The sequence below is a fragment of the Streptomyces sp. NPDC004051 genome (assembly GCF_053604275.1).
The window spans coordinates 1-17,858 of sequence record NZ_JBSGHG010000065.1 but is presented as its reverse complement, the minus strand read 5'-3'; the positions used below and the strand labels follow the sequence as shown (position 1 = coordinate 17,858).

General features: G+C 72.6%; 16 protein-coding genes. 12 read left to right on the top strand and 4 right to left on the bottom strand.

The window, feature by feature from the left end; genetic code table 11:
- Positions 1-152: 152 nt before the first annotated feature.
- The gene (locus ACWEQO_RS33940; RefSeq protein WP_361462411.1) at positions 153-434 is read right to left on the bottom strand and encodes an HPr family phosphocarrier protein; all 282 of its coding nucleotides are present in this window, start codon (positions 432-434) and stop codon (positions 153-155) included.
- A 174-nt stretch (positions 435-608) separates the two neighbouring features.
- Here ACWEQO_RS33940 and ACWEQO_RS33935 point away from each other — a divergent pair, with 174 nt between their 5' ends.
- The 10 genes from ACWEQO_RS33935 to ACWEQO_RS33890 all read left to right on the top strand — a co-directional run bounded on the left by ACWEQO_RS33935 (position 609) and on the right by ACWEQO_RS33890 (position 12,900).
- Positions 609-3,539, top strand: coding sequence for a bifunctional acetate--CoA ligase family protein/GNAT family N-acetyltransferase (locus tag ACWEQO_RS33935; protein ID WP_452986386.1), 2,931 nt, complete (start codon positions 609-611; stop codon positions 3,537-3,539).
- A 455-nt stretch (positions 3,540-3,994) separates the two neighbouring features.
- The gene (locus tag ACWEQO_RS33930; protein WP_452986385.1) at positions 3,995-6,838 is read left to right on the top strand and encodes a Na+/H+ antiporter subunit A; all 2,844 of its coding nucleotides are present in this window, start codon (positions 3,995-3,997) and stop codon (positions 6,836-6,838) included.
- A complete protein-coding gene (locus tag ACWEQO_RS33925) occupies positions 6,835-7,395 on the top strand; it encodes a Na(+)/H(+) antiporter subunit C (RefSeq protein WP_452986384.1) in 561 nt (186 codons plus the stop codon). Before ACWEQO_RS33930 ends, ACWEQO_RS33925 begins: the two co-directional genes overlap by 4 nt.
- Positions 7,392-8,999 carry a Na+/H+ antiporter subunit D gene (locus ACWEQO_RS33920; protein WP_452986383.1) on the top strand — a complete coding sequence of 536 codons (1,608 nt, stop codon included), beginning with the start codon at positions 7,392-7,394 and terminating at the stop codon, positions 8,997-8,999. Before ACWEQO_RS33925 ends, ACWEQO_RS33920 begins: the two co-directional genes overlap by 4 nt.
- Complete coding sequence (locus tag ACWEQO_RS33915) at positions 8,996-9,610, top strand: Na+/H+ antiporter subunit E (protein WP_452986382.1); 615 nt, start codon at positions 8,996-8,998, stop codon at positions 9,608-9,610. The genes ACWEQO_RS33920 and ACWEQO_RS33915 overlap by 4 nt, the downstream gene beginning before the upstream one ends.
- Positions 9,607-9,873 carry a monovalent cation/H+ antiporter complex subunit F gene (locus tag ACWEQO_RS33910; protein ID WP_361462425.1) on the top strand — a complete coding sequence of 89 codons (267 nt, stop codon included), beginning with the start codon at positions 9,607-9,609 and terminating at the stop codon, positions 9,871-9,873. The genes ACWEQO_RS33915 and ACWEQO_RS33910 overlap by 4 nt, the downstream gene beginning before the upstream one ends.
- The gene (gene mnhG, locus ACWEQO_RS33905; protein ID WP_361462426.1) at positions 9,870-10,253 is read left to right on the top strand and encodes a monovalent cation/H(+) antiporter subunit G; all 384 of its coding nucleotides are present in this window, start codon (positions 9,870-9,872) and stop codon (positions 10,251-10,253) included. The genes ACWEQO_RS33910 and mnhG overlap by 4 nt, the downstream gene beginning before the upstream one ends.
- 69 nt (positions 10,254-10,322) lie before the next feature.
- Positions 10,323-10,919, top strand: a complete 597-nt coding sequence (locus ACWEQO_RS33900; RefSeq protein WP_279333400.1) for a DUF5998 family protein — start codon at positions 10,323-10,325, stop codon at positions 10,917-10,919.
- Positions 10,916-12,169, top strand: a complete 1,254-nt coding sequence (locus tag ACWEQO_RS33895) for an alkaline phosphatase family protein (RefSeq protein WP_452986387.1) — start codon at positions 10,916-10,918, stop codon at positions 12,167-12,169. Before ACWEQO_RS33900 ends, ACWEQO_RS33895 begins: the two co-directional genes overlap by 4 nt.
- Positions 12,170-12,255: 86 nt before the next feature.
- On the top strand, positions 12,256-12,900 hold the full coding sequence (locus ACWEQO_RS33890) for a thymidine kinase (RefSeq protein WP_361462432.1): 645 nt from the start codon (positions 12,256-12,258) through the stop codon (positions 12,898-12,900).
- A gap of 161 nt (positions 12,901-13,061) precedes the next feature.
- Here ACWEQO_RS33890 and ACWEQO_RS33885 read toward each other — a convergent pair whose 3' ends face one another.
- The 3 genes from ACWEQO_RS33885 to ACWEQO_RS33875 all read right to left on the bottom strand — a co-directional run bounded on the left by ACWEQO_RS33885 (position 13,062) and on the right by ACWEQO_RS33875 (position 15,235).
- The gene (locus ACWEQO_RS33885) at positions 13,062-13,277 is read right to left on the bottom strand and encodes a DUF397 domain-containing protein (RefSeq protein ID WP_361462435.1); all 216 of its coding nucleotides are present in this window, start codon (positions 13,275-13,277) and stop codon (positions 13,062-13,064) included.
- The gene (locus ACWEQO_RS33880; RefSeq protein WP_452986381.1) at positions 13,274-14,161 is read right to left on the bottom strand and encodes a helix-turn-helix domain-containing protein; all 888 of its coding nucleotides are present in this window, start codon (positions 14,159-14,161) and stop codon (positions 13,274-13,276) included. The genes ACWEQO_RS33885 and ACWEQO_RS33880 overlap by 4 nt, the downstream gene beginning before the upstream one ends.
- Positions 14,162-14,431: 270 nt before the next feature.
- The gene (locus ACWEQO_RS33875; RefSeq protein ID WP_452986380.1) at positions 14,432-15,235 is read right to left on the bottom strand and encodes a VOC family protein; all 804 of its coding nucleotides are present in this window, start codon (positions 15,233-15,235) and stop codon (positions 14,432-14,434) included.
- A gap of 152 nt (positions 15,236-15,387) precedes the next feature.
- Here ACWEQO_RS33875 and ACWEQO_RS33870 point away from each other — a divergent pair, with 152 nt between their 5' ends.
- Together ACWEQO_RS33870 and ACWEQO_RS33865 are read left to right on the top strand one after the other, a co-directional pair.
- A complete protein-coding gene (locus ACWEQO_RS33870; protein WP_452986379.1) occupies positions 15,388-16,590 on the top strand; it encodes an RNA-guided endonuclease InsQ/TnpB family protein in 1,203 nt (400 codons plus the stop codon).
- Between the two features lie 315 nt (positions 16,591-16,905).
- Complete coding sequence (locus tag ACWEQO_RS33865) at positions 16,906-17,757, top strand: sulfurtransferase (RefSeq protein ID WP_452986378.1); 852 nt, start codon at positions 16,906-16,908, stop codon at positions 17,755-17,757.
- Positions 17,758-17,858 lie beyond the last annotated feature (101 nt).

Below are 17,858 nucleotides of genomic sequence, written 5' to 3'. Positions count from 1 at the left end.
GTCCCGCCCCGCGGCCTCGCCCCCGCACCCGCGCCGCCCCCCCCCACCCCCCCCCCCCGCCCGCGCCCCCGCCCCCCCCCCGCCCCCCCCCCCCCCCGCGGCTCCACTCACTGCCGGGGAAGCCGGCAGATCCGGAGAACCCGGAGCATCCGTCAGACGGTCTCGGGGAGCTCCTCGAGACCCTCGGAGACCAGCTTCGCCAGACGGTCCAGGGCGGCGTCGGCGCCCTCGGCGTCGGAAGCGAGGACGATCTCCTCGCCGCCCTGGGCGCCCAGGCCCAGAACGGCCAGCATGGAGGCCGCGTTGACGGGGTCGCCGTCAGCCTTGGCGATCGTCACCGGGACGCCTGCGGCCGTGGCGGCTCGGACGAAGATGGAGGCGGGACGGGCGTGGAGGCCCTCGGCCCAGCCGACGTTGACGCGGCGCTCAGCCATGTGTTGCTGCCCTTCGGTGTTCAGGTTGTCTAGACCAGTTTCCCATATCGGGAACCACGCCGGGAGCGGAACTCCTTCCCGCTCCCGACGGCACCGGACCGCGGCCTCGGTCCGGCTCGTGCACCCACAGCCTGCCTCGCGCCGTCGCCGTACGCGAGCCGTACTCTGGGGGCCATGCAGATCTCGTCGGACCGGCATGAGTACCCCGCCCACTGGGAGGCCGACGTGGTGCTGCGCGACGGCGGCACCGCGCGCGTGCGGCCCATCACCGTTGATGACGCCGAGCGCCTGGTCAGCTTCTACGAGCAGGTGTCGGACGAGTCGAAGTACTACCGCTTCTTCGCGCCCTACCCTCGCCTGTCCGCCAAGGACGTGCACCGGTTCACACACCACGACTTCGTGGACCGGGTGGGACTCGCGGCCACGGTGGGCGGCGAGTTCATCGCCACCGTACGCTATGACCGGATCGGCCCCGACGGAACACCCGCCTCCTCCCGCCCGTCGACCGCCAAAGAGCCCGCCCCTCCGGTCTCCGACGAGGCCGAGGTCGCCTTCCTGGTGCAGGACGCCCACCAGGGCCGGGGCATCGCCTCCGCCCTCCTCGAGCACATCGCCGCCGTCGCGCGCGAGCGCGGCATCCGCCGGTTCGCCGCCGAGGTGCTGCCGGCCAACAGCAAGATGATCAAGGTGTTCACGGACGCCGGGTACACCCAGAAGCGCAGCTTCGAGGACGGTGTCGTCCGCCTGGAGTTCGACCTCGAACCCACCGACCGTTCGCTGGCCGTGCAGCAGGCGCGCGAACAGCGTGCCGAGGCCCGTTCCGTGCGGCGCCTGCTCACGCCCGGCTCGGTCGCGGTCATAGGCGCCGGCCGCAGGCCGGGCAGCGTGGGCCGCAGCCTCCTCGACAACATCCGGGACGGCGGATTCACCGGCCGCCTGTACGCCGTGAACAAGGGCTTCCCGCCGGAGCTGAAGGAACTCGCCGGCCCCGACGGCGGCGACGGGGGCGACGGGGTGCCCGCCCACCGTTCGGTGCGCGACATCGACGGGCAGGTCGACCTCGCCGTCGTCGCGGTGCCCGCCGAGCAGGTCCCCGAGGTCGTCGCCGAGTGCGGCGAGCACGGGGTGCGGGGGCTCGTCGTGACGTCCGCCGGATACGCCGAGGCGGGCCCCGAGGGCCGCGAGCGCCAGCGCGCCCTCGTCCGGCAGGCGCGTACGTACGGCATGCGGATCATCGGGCCGAACGCGTTCGGTGTCATCAACACCTCCCCGGACGTACGGTTGAACGCCTCGCTCGCGCCCGAGATGCCGCGCCCCGGCCGCATCGGTCTGTTCGCCCAGTCCGGAGCCATCGGCATCGCCCTGCTGTCGCGGCTGCACCGCCGCGGCGGAGGCGTCACCGGCGTCACCGGCGTGTCCACCTTCGTCTCGTCCGGCAACCGCGCCGACGTCTCCGGCAACGACGTCATGCAGTACTGGTACGACGACCCGGACACCGATGTCGCCCTGATGTACCTGGAGTCCATCGGCAACCCCCGCAAGTTCACCCGCCTCGCCCGCCGGACCGCGGCGGTGAAGCCACTGGTCGTGGTCCAGGGCGCCCGCCACGGCGCCGGGCCCCGCGGGCACGCCGTGCGCGCGACGCGACTGCCGCACGAGACCGTCTCCGCGCTGCTGCGACAGGCCGGGGTGATCCGGGTGGACACCATCACGGAACTGGTCGACGCGGGCCTGCTGCTCGCCCGCCAGCCGCTGCCGCCCGGCCCCCGGGTGGCGATCCTGGGCAACTCCGAGTCGCTGGGACTGCTCACCTACGAGGCGTGCCTCGCCGAGGGACTGCGCCCGCACCACCCGCTGGACCTCACCACCGAGGCGTCGGCGGCGGACTTCCACGCGGCCCTGTCCCGGGCGCTGGCCGACGACACCTGCGACGCGGTGGTCGTGACCGCGATCCCGGCGCTGGGCGGAAGGACGGCCGGTTCCGTCGGCGACGCGGCGCTCGCCGAGGCGCTGCGCTCGGCCGCCGCCGCGACCCCGTCCAAGCCGGTCCTGGTGGTCCACGTGGAACTCGGCTGCCTGGCGGAGGCCCTGTCGGCGGCGGCGAGCACGGCCCCGCGGACGGAACCGCCCGCCCTGCCCCGCCCCGCCCCGCCGAATGCCCCGCCCCGCCCCGTGCCGCCGGCCGGGGAGCGCGCGTCCGCCGACGGCCCTCCGCCGGAGCCGGTCGTCCTCCCCGAGGACGCCCACCTCATCCCCGCCTACCCCGCCGCCGAACGCGCCGTCCGCGCCCTCGCCCACTCCGTCACCTACGCCCAGTGGCGGCGGGACGCCGCCGACCCCGGCAAGGTGCCCCAGTACGAGGACATCGACGAGAAGCGCGCCGCCGCACTCATCCACGCGCAGCTCACCCGCGGGCAGAGCCCGACCCTCGGCGTCGAGGAGACCTGCGAACTGCTCGGCGCCTACGGCATCCACGTCCACCGCGCCCTCCCGGCCCCCACGCCCGACGCCGCCGTCGAGGCCGCCCGCGCCCTGGGCCGGCCCGTCGCCCTCAAGGTGACCGCCCCGCACCTCAGGCACCGCGCCGACCTGGGCGGCGTCCGGCTGGACCTGGCGGACGAGGAGCAACTGCGCCGGGCGTACGCCGAACTGACCCGGCAGCTCGGCACGCCCGAGGAGCTGCGCCCCGTCGTGCAGCGGATGGCGCCGCGCGGTGTCGACACCATCGTCCGCGCGGTGATCGACTCCGCGGCCGGTGCCGTGCTGTCCTTCGGGCTCGCCGGCCCCCCTTCGCAGCTGCTCGGCGACATGGCGCACCGGCTGATCCCGGTCACCGACCGGGAGGCGACCTCCCTGGTGAGGTCGATCCGCACCGCGCCCCTGCTGTTCGGCTGGCGCGGCTCGACCCCGGTCGACACCCCCGCGCTGGAGGAGCTGCTGCTGAGGGTGTCGCGGCTGGTCGACGACCATCCCGAGGTCGTCGCCGTCGACCTGGAACCGGTGGTCGTCGCCACCCGGGGCGTGAGCGTCCTCAGCGCCTCCGTACGCCTGGCGCCGCCACCCGCCCGCGACGACCTCGGCCCCCGGACGCTCCCGGCGTACTGACCGGTGCGCCGGCCGGCGCTCCGAGGAGGGGCGCACGGCTCTCAGGGGTTTTGCGGGCCCGGGTGTTTGACGGCGCGTCGGGCGGGTTACCCGTGCCCGCCCGTCCACCTGCCCGCCCGACGAACGGAGAGAACGGCATGAGCCTCGGGGCCGGCGACGCCGACAGGACCCGATCCCCCTCGCCCGGCACGCCACCGGAACGGGGGAGGAACGCCGGACTCCCCGCCGGATCCGTCGCCGAGCCCTCCGCCGTCCCCCGTCGTGCGCCCGTCCGGTCCGCGGCTCCGCCGAGCCGTACGCCCCGCTCCGTGTGGGGCGCGGCGATGCCCCCTTCGGGCGGTCCTCCCTGCTACACAGAGCACTGAACACCGACGAACCGGACATACCTCTCAAGGCTCGGGCGGAGGCCGCTCGCGCGTCAGCGGTCGGGCCACCGTGAAGGAGTAGGTGCTGACGTGCTGGTCCTGCTGGCCGCCTATGCGACGGTCGCAGTGTCGATCCCCTGGTGGGAACGGCGGCTCGGCCGTGCGGTGTGGGCCGTGGCGGCCCTGGTGCCGCTGGCGACGGTGGTCTGGGCGGGCACGCGGGCGGCGGACGTCCTGGCCGGCGACGCGTACCAGGAGTCCCTGCGGTGGGCTCCGTCGCTCGGTCTGACGGTCGATCTGCGCCTGGACGCCCTGTCGCTGCTGATGCTGTGGGTGGTGGCCGGTGTCGGAGCACTGGTGCTCCTGTACTGCCGGTACTACGTCGAACAGGACGCCGGCCCGCTGGCCGCCCTGCTGCTGGCCTTCGCCGGGGCGATGATCGGGCTGGTCCTGTCGGACAACCTCTTCGTGCTGTACGTCTTCTGGGAGCTGACCACGGTCGCCTCCTTCCTGCTGATCGCAGGCCCCGGAAAGCGGGCCGAGCAGCGCCGGGCGGCCCGTCAGGCCCTGCTGGTGACGGCGGCCGGCGGTCTGGCGATGCTGCTCGGTTTCATCGTGCTGGGCCAGGCGGCCGGCACCTACCGCGTCTCGGCGATCCTCGCGGACCCCCCGCGGGGCGGCGCGGTCTCCGCCGCCGTGGTGCTCGTTTTGGCCGGCGCGTTCACCAAGTCCGCGCAGATGCCGCTGCACGGCTGGCTGCCCGCGGCGATGGTGGCCCCCACACCGGTCAGCGCCTTCCTGCACGCGGCGGCGATGGTCAAGGCCGGCGTCTACCTGATCGCCCGCCTGGCGCCCGCCCTGGCCGACGTGGCGCCGTGGCGGCCGCTGGTGCTCGGCGTGGGGCTCGCCACGATGGTGGTGGCCGCGTGGCGGGCGCTGCGCGAGACCGACCTGAAACTGCTCCTCGCCTACGGGACCGTCAGCGAACTCGGTCTGCTGACCGCCCTGCTGGGCGCCGGGACCCGGACGGCGGCGCTGGCCGGCGTGGTGATGCTGCTGGCGCACGCGGCGTTCAAGTCGGCGCTGTTCCTGTCCGTCGGGATCGTGGACCACCACACCGGCACCCGCGACATCCGGGAGCTGTCGGGACTGGGGCGCCGGCTGCCCGTGCTCTTCGGCGTGACGGCACTCGCCGTCGCGTCGATGGCGGGCCTGCCGCCCCTCATCGGCTTCCTGGGCAAGGAAGCCGCCCTGGAGGCGTTCCTGCACGGCACCGAACTCGCCGGCCACCAGCAGCTGACGGTGGCCCTGGTGGCCGGCTCCGCGCTGACCGTGGCGTTCGCGGCACGGTTCCTGCACGGCGCCTTCGGCGGGCCGCCGACGGAGCGGGCGGCGCGGTCCGCGCGCGGACCGGAGGCGGGCTTCGTCGCACCGGTGGCCGTCCTGTCCGGGGCGGGCCTGGTGCTGGGCGTGGCGTACCCCGCCACGGCGGCCCTGACCACCGCCTACGCCGACGCCTATCCGCCGGGGGCCGGCGGACCCTACGAACTGTCCCTGTGGCACGGGTTCACCCCGGTCCTCGGGCTGTCCGCGCTGTCGCTCGGCGCCGGTCTCCTGATCCACGCGCTCCGCCGCCGTGCCGCCGTGCTGAACCGCCTGCCGCGCCTGACCGACGTGCAGTACGCGTACGACCGCGCGGTCGAGGGCGTGGACCGGCTGGCCGTGGCACTGACCCGGCACACCCAGGTCGGCTCGCTGCCCGTCTATCTGACCGTGCTGCTCACGACGGTCGTCGCGGTGCCCGGCGCGGCACTCCTGGCGGCCTCCCCGTCGCTGGGGGCGCCGCCCCTGTGGCGGTACTCGCTCGAACCGGTGCTGGCCGTGGTCATGCTGGCGGCCGCCGCGGCGGTGGTGGCCGCCCGGCACCGGCTCACCGCCATCCTGCTGACCGGGGCCGTCGGGTACGGCGCGGCGGGCCTGTTCCTGGTCCGCGGAGCCCCGGACCTGGCGCTCACCCAGTTCCTGGTCGAGACGACGACGCTGGTCGTCGTGGTGCTGGTGCTGCGCCGGATGCCGGCCCGGTTCGACCCCGGCCACAGGCCGGTGCCGGGGCGGGTGCTGCGGGGCACGGTGGCCGTCGGGGTCGGCACCGTCGTCACCTGCTTCGCGCTGGCGGCGGCCTCCGCGCGGACGGCCCCGGTGATCTCGCCCGGATACCTGCGCCGGGCGGCGGAGACGGGCGCCCTCAACGTCGTCGACGCGATCATCGTCGACTTCCGGGCCCTGGACACGCTGGGCGAGATCTCGGTCGTGCTGGTGTCGGCGGTCGGGGTGGGCAGCCTGATCCGGTTCCGCGGCCGCGAGGCGTTGCAGGCCGCCGCCGAGGAGCCGCTCCCCCGCTTCCCCACCACGCACTGGGACGAGCCCCGGCAGACCTGGCTGCCGGGAGCCGGCGAACGGCCCGGCGGCGAGCGCTCGGTCCTGCTGGAAGTGGCCATCCGGCTGCTCTTCCCCTCGATCCTGGTGCTCTCGCTGTTCCTGCTGTTCTCCGGGCACTACCGCCCCGGCGGAGGGTTCTCCGGCGGACTGGTCGCGGGGCTGGCGTTCGTCCTGCGGTACCTCGTCGGCGGCCAGGCCGACCTCGGCGCCGCCGTACGCCTGCGCCCGGTCGCGGTCGCGGGCACGGGCCTGGTGGTCGCGGCGGTCACCGCCCTGGTGCCGCTGACCGTCGGCGGCGCGCCGCTGGACAGCGCCCTGCTGAGCTGGCACCTGCCGCTGCTGGGCGAGGTGAAGTGGGCGACCAGCCTGTTCCTCGACGTCGGCGTCTACCTGCTCGTGGTCGGTGTCGTCCTCAAGCTCCTGGCGGCGGTGGGCGTCTCGCTCGGCGAGGGCGGTGCGGCGGCGGCCGGAGAAGAGGAGGGGTCCGCTCGGTGAACGGCGCGGTGGACAACACGGTGAACACCCTCGACGTGACGATGGCCGTCGTGGTGGGCGGCCTGTTCACGATCGGCTTCCACCTCATGCTGCAACGGTCCCTGATGCGGATCGTCCTCGGCTTCATCCTCCTGGGCCACGGCACCAACCTGCTGCTCCTGGTCGCCGGCGGAACCCCGGGCCGGCCCCCGGTACTGGACGGGAAGCCGGTGAACCCGGCGGAGCCCGCCGACCCGCTGCCCCAGGCCATGGCACTGACGTCGATCGTGATCACGTTCGGTCTCACGGCGTTCCTGATGGCCCTCGCCTACCGCTCCTGGCGGTTGTCCGGCAGCGACGAGGTGCGCGACGACGTCGAGGACCGGCGCATCGACATCGCCCTGCAGCGCGCCGGGTCCGACGAGGTGGGCGGCGCCCACGGGGAAACCGGCCTCGGCGACGGAGGCGGACCCGATGAGGGCGACGGACCCGACGAGGGCGACGGAGACGACGGATCCGCTGAGGGCGACGAGCCGGACCACCGCGACCACGGCACCACTCCGGGGGACCACCGATGACCGCACTGCTGCTCGTCCTGCCCGTGGTGCTGCCGATCCTGGCCGCCGGGGTGACCCTGCTCGGCCTGCCCGGCCGGGTGGTCCGCGTGATGAGCACCCTCGTCCTGGCGGGCGTCCTGGCGGACGCGGTGGCTCTGCTCGTCCTCGCCGACGCCCACGGCCCGCAGGCCGTGCACGTCGGCGGCTGGCCGGCCCCGCTGGGCATCACACTCGTCGCCGACCGGCTGTCGGCGCTCCTGCTCATGGTGTCCGTCCTGGTGACCCTGGCCGTGCTGCTCTTCGCCATCGGCCAGGGCACCGCCGAGGACCGCCGCAGCACGGCGGAGGTCTTCCACCCCGCCTATCTGCTGCTCGTCACGGGGGTGAGCCTGGCCTTCCTCACCGGTGACCTGTTCAACCTCTTCGTCGCCTTCGAAGTGCTGCTCGCCGCCTCCTACGTCCTGATCACCCTGGACGCCGACGGAAACCGCACCCGGGCGGGCATGACGTACACGATCATCAGTCTGACGTCCTCCCTGCTGTTCCTCACGCTCGTCGGCCTGGTGTACGCGGCCACCGGCACGGTCACCCTGGCCCAGCTCGGGCCGCGGCTCGCCGAACTCCCCGACGGCCTGCGCGGCGCGCTCGCCCTGCTGCTCCTGGCCGTCCTGGGCATCAAGGCGGCGCTTGTCCCCCTGCACTTCTGGCTGCCCGACAGCTACCCCACCGCGCCGGCGCCGATCACCGCCGTGTTCGCCGCGCTGCTGACCAAGGTCGCCGTCTACTCCCTGCTGCGCACCCAGACGCTGCTCTTCCCGCGTTCCAGCGTGTGGACCCTGCTGGCCTGCGTGGCGATCGCCACCATGATCGTGGGCATCCTCGGCGCCCTCGCCCAGGACGACGTCAACCGGCTGCTGTCCTTCGCCCTCGTCAGCCACATCGGCTTCATGCTCTTCGGGCTCGCGCTGTTCGACACCATCGGGCTCACCGGCACGGTCCTCTACATGGTCCACCACATCGTCGTCCAGGCCGCGCTCTTCCTGGCCGCCGCCCTCGTCGTACGCCACACGGAGACGACGGGCCTGGAACGCATGGCGCAGCGGCCGCCCCCGACACCGGTGGTCGCCGTGCTGTTCGCGCTGCCCGCCCTGAGCCTGGCCGGGATCCCGCCGTTCTCCGGGTTCGTCGCCAAACTGACCCTGCTGCGGGCCGGCGCGGGGCAGGGCGGCACCGCGGCGTACGCCCTCGCCGCGACCGCCCTGCTCACCAGCCTGCTGACGCTCTACGCCATGACCCGGGTGTGGACCAGGGCCTTCATGCGGCAGAAGCCGTACCCGGAACGCCGCGACGCGGACCGTCCGGACCCGCACCGCCGCACGGGCGACCGCCGGGCCGCGGCACCGCGCGACGAGCCCACGGCCCCCGACACCGTCCGCAGCCCGGAGCCCCACACCGGCCGGTACGGGGCCGGGCTGATGACCGCCGCCACCGCCGTCATGGTGGTGACCGGCGTCGCGGTCGCCGTCTGGGCGGGCCCGCTGGCCCACGTCGGCGAACAGGCCGCGCACGAACTGCTCGACCCGCGGGCCTACCGCTCCGCCGTCATGATCGAGGAGAACCGTTGACCCCCCGGGAGAAGACCCACCGGATCCGGCGCCACCTGCCCATGGTCGGCTGGCTGTGGCTGCTGTGGATCCTGCTGTGGGGGTCCGTGGGCCCGGTGGTCCTCGTCGGAGGCCTGCTCGTCGCCCTGGCCGTCGTCGGGACCTTCTCCCTGCCGCCGGTCCTGCCGGGGGCCGTGCCCCGGCCCCTGGCGATCGGGCGCCTGCTGCTCGCCCTGCTGACCGATCTCATCGGGTCCGGGACCGCCGTCGCCTGGCAGGTCCTGAGATACGGGGGGAAAACGTCCGCCGCGATCGTCGAAGTGCCGCTGCGCGTCGACAGCGACCTGCTGATCACCGCCGTGGCCGAGTTCACCACCATCGCGCCCGGCACGCTGGTGATCGAGATCGACCGGCGCCGGCAACGGCTGTACGTCCACACGATCCCGGTCCACGACGAAGCCGACGTCGCCCACCGCAGAAGGGCGGTGCAGTCCGTGGAACGCAGGGTCGCGCGGGCCGTCGGCACCACCCGCCGCCGTGCCGGACCGCCCGGAGACGACGGCACCAGGCCTTCCCCCGGCCCCGACCCAGGCCCCGACCCCGACCCCGGTCGAGGAGGCAGAACACCATGACGGTCATGTACACCGCCACCCTGGCCATCCTGGCCGCGGCCGGACTGCTCACCCTGCTGCGCCTCGTGCGCGGCCCGGACGCGCTCAACCGCATCGTGGCGCTGGACGTCCTGCTGACGATGATCATCGCCGGGACCGCCGTGGGCATGGCCGTGCGCGAGGACACCACAGCCCTGCCCGTGCTCGTCGTCCTCGCCCTGCTCGCCTTCACCGGATCGGTGACGGCCGCCCACCTGGTCGAGAAGCGGGCGGGCCTGCGATGACCACCGTGTCCGACGTGGTCACCGCCATCCTGCTCCCGGCCGGTGCGATCTTCTGCCTGCTCGGTTCCGTGGGACTGCTCCGCTTCCCGGACATCGGCAGCCGCCTGCACGCGGCCGCCAAGGCCCAGACGCTCGGCCTGCTGCTCATCCTGGCGGGAACCGCCGCGCAGATGCCCCTGCGCTACGCGCCGGTGCTCCTGCTCGTCATCCTGTTCCAACTGCTCACCGCGCCGATCACCAGCCAGATCGTCGGCCGCACCGCCTACCGGGTCCAGGCCCTCGACCGCCGCAAACTGTTCCGGGACGAACTCGCCGAGCGCCTCGCGCTCGACGGCACCCCGGTGGACGAGCAGCCGTCGAGCGAGGACGCGGACCGGTGAGGCGGGGCCCGCACCGGCGCGCACGGGAGTGCCGCGACCGGTGCTCCGCAGTCAGCGGCCCCCCGTAGGATGGGCGCCATGGCCAAGACCAGTACGACGACCCAGGGGCTGCGTGCGGCGATCGAGCGCAGCGGCTACTACCCGGCCCTCGTGGCCGAGGCGGTGGAGGCCGCCGTGGGCGGCGAGCCCGTTCGGTCGTACCTGGTCCACCAGGAGACGACGTTCGACCAGAACGAGGTGCGGCGCCATGTGACCGTGCTCGTCCTCACCGGCAACCGCTTCATCGTCAGCCACACCGACGAGCAGGCCGCCGACTCCACCTCCCCGACGCCCTACGCCACCACGTCCACGGAGTCCGTGAAGCTCGGCCGGATCTCGTCGATCGTGGTCAGCCGCGTGGTCGCCAACCCCGAGTCGTACAAGCCGGGCACCCTGCCCCGCGAGATCGTGCTCACCATCGGCTGGGGCGCGGTCTCCCGCCTCGACCTGGAGCCGGCCGCCTGCGGCGACCCCAACTGCGAGGCCGACCACGGCTACACCGGCAGCTCGACCGCCGACGACCTCAGCCTGCGGGTCAGCGAGGCCGGGGACGGACCGGAGACGGTGCGCCAGGCGCTTGCCTTCGCGCAGGCCCTCTCCGAGGCGACCGCGGACCCCACGAACTGATGACAGACACCTCCCGGACCCCGCACACCCCGAACCCCGCGCCGGTCGCCCCCACCACCGTCTGGCCCCTCACGCCCGGGGCCCACCCCGAACCCCTCGACCCGGCCTCCGCGCCCCGGCCCGAGTACGGCACCGGCTCACTGGCCGACCTGCTGCCCACGCTCGCCGCGGGCATGGGCGTCCCCGGCCTCACCGCCGCGATCCCGGAACTGCCCCCCGCCGACCGGAACTGCGTGTTCCTGATCGACGGCCTCGGCTGGGAGCAGCTGACGGCGCACCCCGAGGAAGCCCCGTTCATGGCGTCCCTGCTGCCCGGTTCGCGCGGCGGCACCGGACGGCCGATCACCACGGGCTACCCGGCCACCACCGCCACCTCCCTCGCCTCCGTCGGCACCGGCCTGCCGCCCGGAGCCCACGGCCTGCCCGGGTACACCGTGCGCAACCCGGACACCGGCGAACTGATGAACCAGCTGCGCTGGCAGCCCTGGACGCAGCCCGACACCTGGCAGCCGTACCCCACCGTCTTCGAGCTGGCCCACCGCGCCGGGGTGTACGCCGCCCAGGTCTCCTCGCCCACCTTCGCCCACACGCCGCTGACGAAGGTCGCGCTGAGCGGCGGCACCTTCCACGGGCGGCTCTCCGGCGAGGAGCGCATGGACCTCGCGGCCGAACAACTGGCCGCCGCCGACCGCTCCCTGGTCTACACGTACTACGCCGAGGTCGACGGCGCCGGACACCGCTACGGCGTCGACTCCGACACCTGGCGCGGCCAACTCATGTACGTGGACCGCCTGGTCCAGCGTCTGGCCGAACAACTCCCGCCGCGCAGCGCGCTCTACGTCACCGCCGACCACGGGATGGTCGACGTGCCCTTCGACGAGGAGCACCGCATCGACTTCGACCACGATTGGGAGCTGGGCGCCGGTGTCGCCCTGCTCGGCGGTGAGGGCCGCGCCCGCCACGTCTACGCCGTCCCCGGCGCGGAGAACGACGTACTGGCCTGCTGGCGCGAGGTGCTCGGCGAGCAGTTCTGGGTGGCCTCGCGGGACGAGGCGATCGCGGCGGGCTGGTTCGGCCCCCGCGTCGACGACCGCGTCCACCACCGCATCGGCGACGTGGTCGCCGCCGCCCGGGACGACGTGCTGATCATCGCCTCGGAGCGGGAGCCGAACGAGTCGGCGATGGTCGGCAACCACGGTTCGCTGACCCCTGCCGAGCAGCTGGTCCCGCTGCTCGAAGTACGCTCCTGAGGCTCCTGCCCGCCGACTCCTGCCCGTCGACTCCCGGCCGTCGCCCCCGACCCGGCCCGTCCCCACCGAAAGGTGCCCCACCTCCCATGCCCGAGCTCGTGTTCTTCTCCGGAACTATGGACTGCGGGAAGTCGACGCTGGCCCTGCAGATGGTGCACAACCGGTCGGCGCGGGGTCTGCAGGGTGTGATCTTCACCCGGGACGACCGGGCGGGGGAGGGGAAGCTCTCCTCGCGGCTCGGTCTGGTGACGGAGGCGGTCGAGGCGGCGCCGGGCATGGATCTGCACGGCTATCTGGTGGACCTGATGTCGCGGGGTGGCAAGGTCGACTACGTGATCGTGGACGAGGCGCAGTTCCTCGGGCCGCAGCAGATCGACCAGCTGGCCCGGGTGGTGGACGACCTGGGACTGGAGGTCTTCGCGTTCGGCATCACGACCGACTTCCGTACGAGGCTCTTCCCGGGTTCGCAGCGGCTGATCGAGCTGGCGGACCGGATAGAGACGCTCCAGGTGCAGGCGATGTGCTGGTGCGGGGCGCGTGCCACGCACAACGCCCGCACGGTGGGCGGTGAGATGGTGGTCGAGGGCGAGCAGGTCGTGGTCGGCGACGTGAACCGACCGTCCGAGACGGTCGGCTATGAGGTCCTGTGCCGCCGCCACCACCGCCGCCGGATGACGAGCTTCTCCACCCAGGCGGCGGCCCTCTCCCCGGACGTCCTCCCGGTCACCTGACCGCCGCCCCGGATGCCCTGATCCCCAGCGCCGACAAGTCGCCGTTTGCCTTCTGAAGGCGCGTACTCTCGTACCGGACGCTTGAACGGGCACCTGCACCTATGCGAGAGCCCTGCCATCCGAAAGGAACCGGCAGGGCCCTCACGCCCGTACAGCGAGCGTCAGACGTGCCCCTTCGACGAGGCCAGGCCGACGAATCCTGCCCAGGCCTCACAAGAGACTGTGACGACGGGCCCGGTGATGGTTTTCGAGTCACGGACGTGCACAGCAGCCGAACCGGCTGCGACCTCTACACACTGACCGCCCTCGGTTCCGCTGTAGCTGCTCTTGAACCAAGCGAGGCCGGAGGCGACGGTTGAGGACTCAGCGTTGTTCATAGCGATCCCAGCAACCCTTCGATGAACTTCGTTGACTCTCGCGGACTGAGAGCCTGTGATCGGATAATCCCATAGCGTGCAGCCGCGAGAGCCGTCTGTTCCGGGTCGGTCTCAAGAGAACTGGTCGCGTGCGTCTCTGCGTAGACGAACTTCTCGCCGTCCTTCCTGGTGACAACCGTGAACGGCCCGTTCACGCCTGCGTTCTCCTCACACTCGGTCGGCATGACCTGGATCTCGACGTTCGGCTTCTGACCGGCGAGGAGAACGAGCTCCAACTGTCCTCGCAGCACGTCCGTGCCGCCGTACCGATGTCGCAACACTGCCTCGTTCACTACGAAGCTCAACAGTGGGGCCGATCTGCGGTCGAAGATGTCCTGCCGGGCCAGCCGGGCAGTCACCCGCTGCTCGATCGTCTCCGGGGCAAGGGGCGGACGCCGCATTGCGAGCAGCGCCCTCATGTACTGCTCGGTCTGGAGCAGCCCGTTGACGACATGGGTGTCGTACATAAGCAGCTCAAGGCACTCCTTCTCCAAGGCTGCCATGCCCTGAAAGAACACCGGATACTGTGCCCGCTCCACCTGCTCCTTCCACAGGCACAGCAACCCACCGGCCCCCAGCACTTCATCCGCCCGCTCGATCGTCCTCGGTGACGGAATCCGCCGACCCTGCTCGAATGACGCGACCGTGGACGCCGAGTACCCGAGCCGCCTCCCGAACTCCTCGCGTTCCAGACCCTCCCGCACCCGCAGCGTCTTCATGGTCTGCCCGAACGCGACGATGATCCCTCGCCCCGCCTCGTCCTCCGGACGCCGTCCGGCCCCGTCGTCGTTGTCCCAGCCGTCCCCGAGACTCCCGACCGCTCCTGCGCCCTTGCGCTCCGCCATGTTCACCACCGCCTCTTCTGCTCAACGCCCCGCAGGGGACGCCGTCACGGCATGCGGCTCGTACTCCTGCGGACGGCGCGCGTACAGCCGTACCCTGCCCCTGAGTCACCGCTGGTCACGGTGTGCCACCGGCGGGATCGTGAGAGACATGACGACGAAACCCGTCAACCCCACTGGCACCACTCAACTCGGCACCCCCTGCGCCCTCTTGTGGAAGGGGGGCAATCCTTACGTGTCATCGGCCTGAACCCCTGAGCGGGGCGGCGGAGTTCAGGCCGGCCTTTGGATCAGCGCGAAGCGGGCCCCCTCCGGGTCCGTCACCGTGGCGGTGCGGCCGTGGGCGTCGGCGTGGGACTGCCTGAGGATCTGGCCGCCCAGGTGCAGGACGTGGTCCACCGCGTCGTCGAGGTCGGCCACGGTGAAGTACGTCGTCCAGTGCGGTCCCCGGTCCCGGAGGAGGCTGTTGCCCACGCCGTGGACGGCGGCCACGGGGCGGCCCTCCAGGTGCAGGGTCACGTGGTCGACGTCGGTGGAGATCTCCGGTTCCACGGTGTGCCCGAACACCGACGCGTAGAACTTGGCCACCCGTTCCGCCTCGTAGGTCGTCAGCTCGTTCCAGGCGGGCGCCCCGGGCACCCCGGTGACGGCCGTGCCGAGGTGCGCGGCCGCCTGCCAGACGCCGAAGACGGCCCCCGAGGGGTCGGAGCAGATCGCCAGCCGTCCGGCGCCGGAGGCGTCCAGCGGGCCGACCCCGACCGTGCCGCCGCAGGACCGCACGGCCTCGGCCGTGCGGTCCACGTCCGCGGAGGCGAAGTAGGGCGTCCAGGCGACGGGCAGCTGACGGTCCGGTGGCAGCAGGCCGATGCCGGCCACCTCGCGGCCGTCGAGCAGTGCGCGTGCGTACGGACCGAGTTGTTGCGGGCCGGGCCGGAACTCCCAGCCGAACAGCGCTTCGTAGAACCTCCGGGCCGCGTCGGGTCCGTGCACCATGAGGCTCACCCAGCAGGGTGCGCCGGGCGCGTGCCGGAGGGGCGCTTCACTGTCTCGGCGGGCGGACCCTCGTGCATCGGTCATCGGATTCCTTTCGTGGATACCCCCGCCTTCAGGCGGGGAGAAACGAAACCCCTGCGGAGCAGGGCGGGAGGCGGGGTTTCGCCTCCAGGCGAAAAGCCGCACCCTGACCAGCAGGTTTGATCCTCACAAACAAACCCACTAGTTTGTGAGCTATGGCCACTCAGGTGAAGCGGGCATACAAATACCGCTTCTGTCCGACCGATGCGCAGGCAGCCGAGCTGTCGCGCACGTTCGGCTGCGTGAGGAAGGTCTACAACCTTGCCCTCCAGGCCCGCACCGAGGCGTGGACACGGCAGGAGCGGATCAACTACAACGCCACCTCGGCGATGCTGACGGCCTGGAAGAAGACCGAGGAACTCGCCTTCCTCAACGAGGTGTCCTCGGTCCCGCTCCAGCAGTGCCTGCGGCACCTGCAGACGGCGTTCGCGAACTTCTTCGCCAAGCGGGCCGGGTACCCCCACTTCAAGAGCCGGAAGAAGTCCCGGGCGTCCGCCGAATACACCACCTCCGGCTTCCGGCTCTGCGACGGCCGGCTCACCCTCGCCAAGATGACCGGGCCACTGGATATCGTGTGGTCGCGCCCGCTTCCCCCGGGGGCGAAGCCGTCCACGGTGACGGTCTCGCGAGACGCGGCCGGGCGCTGGTTCGTGTCGCTGCTCGTCGAGGAGACGATCACCCCGCTCGCCCCGTCGCGGGAACGGGTCGGTATCGACGTGGGCCTCACCTCCTTGCTGACCCTGTCGACCGGCGAGAAGATCACCAACCCGAGGCATGAACGCAGGGACCGTGCCCGGCTGGCCAAGGCCCAGAAGGCACTTGCCCGCAAGGAGAAGGGCTCCAATAACCGGGCCAGGGCCCGCATCAAGGTCGCCCGCATCCATGCCCGGATCACCGACCGCAGGCGGGATCACCTGCACAAACTGTCGACTCGTCTCGTGCGTGAGAACCAAACGCTCGTGATCGAGGACCTGACCGTACGCAACATGGTCAAAAACCGGAAACTGGCCCGCGCCATCTCCGATGCCGCATGGACCCAGTTCCGGAGCATGCTGGAGTACAAGGCCCAGTGGTACGGCCGGGAAGTGATCGCGGTCGACCGCTTCTTCCCCTCCTCCAGACTGTGCTCGGCCTGCGGCGCCCTGCAGAACAAGATGCCCCTCCAGGTCCGCACCTGGACCTGCGAGTGCGGCATCACCCACGACCGCGACGTGAACGCCGCGAAGAACCTTCTGGCCGCCGGACTGGCGGCAGCAGCCTGTGGAGACGGTGTAAGACCTCAACGGAGCACTCCGGGCGGGCAGTCGTCGATGAAGCAGGAACCCCGGCGGGCGACCGCCGGAATCCCCCGCCTTTAGACAGGGGAGCATGTCAACGTCGCTCTCTTCTCGACCCGGGCGAGGGTCGTGTCGCGTCCGTTCGCGGATCGTCGCCGTGCTGCTCCAGGCATCAGTCACGGTGCCGCGCGCCCCGGTCCCGCCCCGTACGGCGGTTCCGTCTCCGGAGGATGCCCGATGCGCGGGCCTCCGCCCGTTCCGGCGCGCTTGCCGGATGAAGTCGATCGGTAGTACAGCATGTGCCCGATCCCGTACGCCTCGTGATCGGGTCTGCCCGGCCGAGCAGATTAGCCGGACATGGGCGACTCGGCCACCCCGTGCGCGAGGATGGTGACCATGAACGTCATCATCTCCGCATCCGAACTCGCCGGTGAGCTCGCGGGCGGTGACCCGCCGGTGCTGCTCGACGTCCGCTGGCAGCTCAGCACGCCCGCGGCGGCCGGCCGGCCGCCGTTCGACGGCCGGGCCGCCTACCTGGCCGGACACCTTCCGGGAGCCGTTTTCGTCGACCTGGACCGGGAGTTGGCCGCCCCGCCGGCCGGGCGGGGACGTCATCCGCTGCCCGATCCGGAGGAGTTCGGCGCCGCGATGCGCCGCGCGGGCGTGTCGGCGGGTCGGCCGGTGGTCGTCTACGACGGCGGGCTGGGCTGGGGGGCCGCCCGCGCGTGGTGGCTGCTGCGCTGGACGGGTCACCCGGACGTGCGGGTCCTCGACGGCGGGTTGTCGTCCTGGGACGGCCCGCTCGAGACCTCGGTGCCCCAGCCGGACGAGGGCGACTTCGCTCCGGTACCGGCGGCGGCCGGGCTGCTCGACGCCGACGGCGCGGCGGCACTGGCCCGGTCCGGGCTGCTGCTGGACGCACGGGCGGGGGAGCGCTACCGGGGCGAGGTGGAGCCGATCGACCGGATCGGCGGGCACATCCCGGGCGCGGTCTCGGCGCCCACCACCGAGAACGTCGGCCCGGACGGCCGGCTTCTGCCCGCCGGTGAACTGAGCGCGCGGTTCCGGGCGTTGGGCGCGTCCGGGGACACTCCGGTCGGCGTGTACTGCGGTTCCGGCGTCTCGGCGGCGCACGAGGTGCTGGCGCTGGCGGTGGCGGGCGTCCCGGCGGCGCTGTACGTCGGGTCCTGGTCGGAGTGGTCGTCGGACCCAGAGCGGCCGGTCGCGGTGGGACCGGACCCGCAGTAGGCGCGTGGCGGAAGCGGAAGGGGGGTGCTGTCCGCGCCAGCAGGCACTCCTCGGGCACGATGTTGGGCTTGACCCCGCCCTCGACCCGGCCGACGTTGATC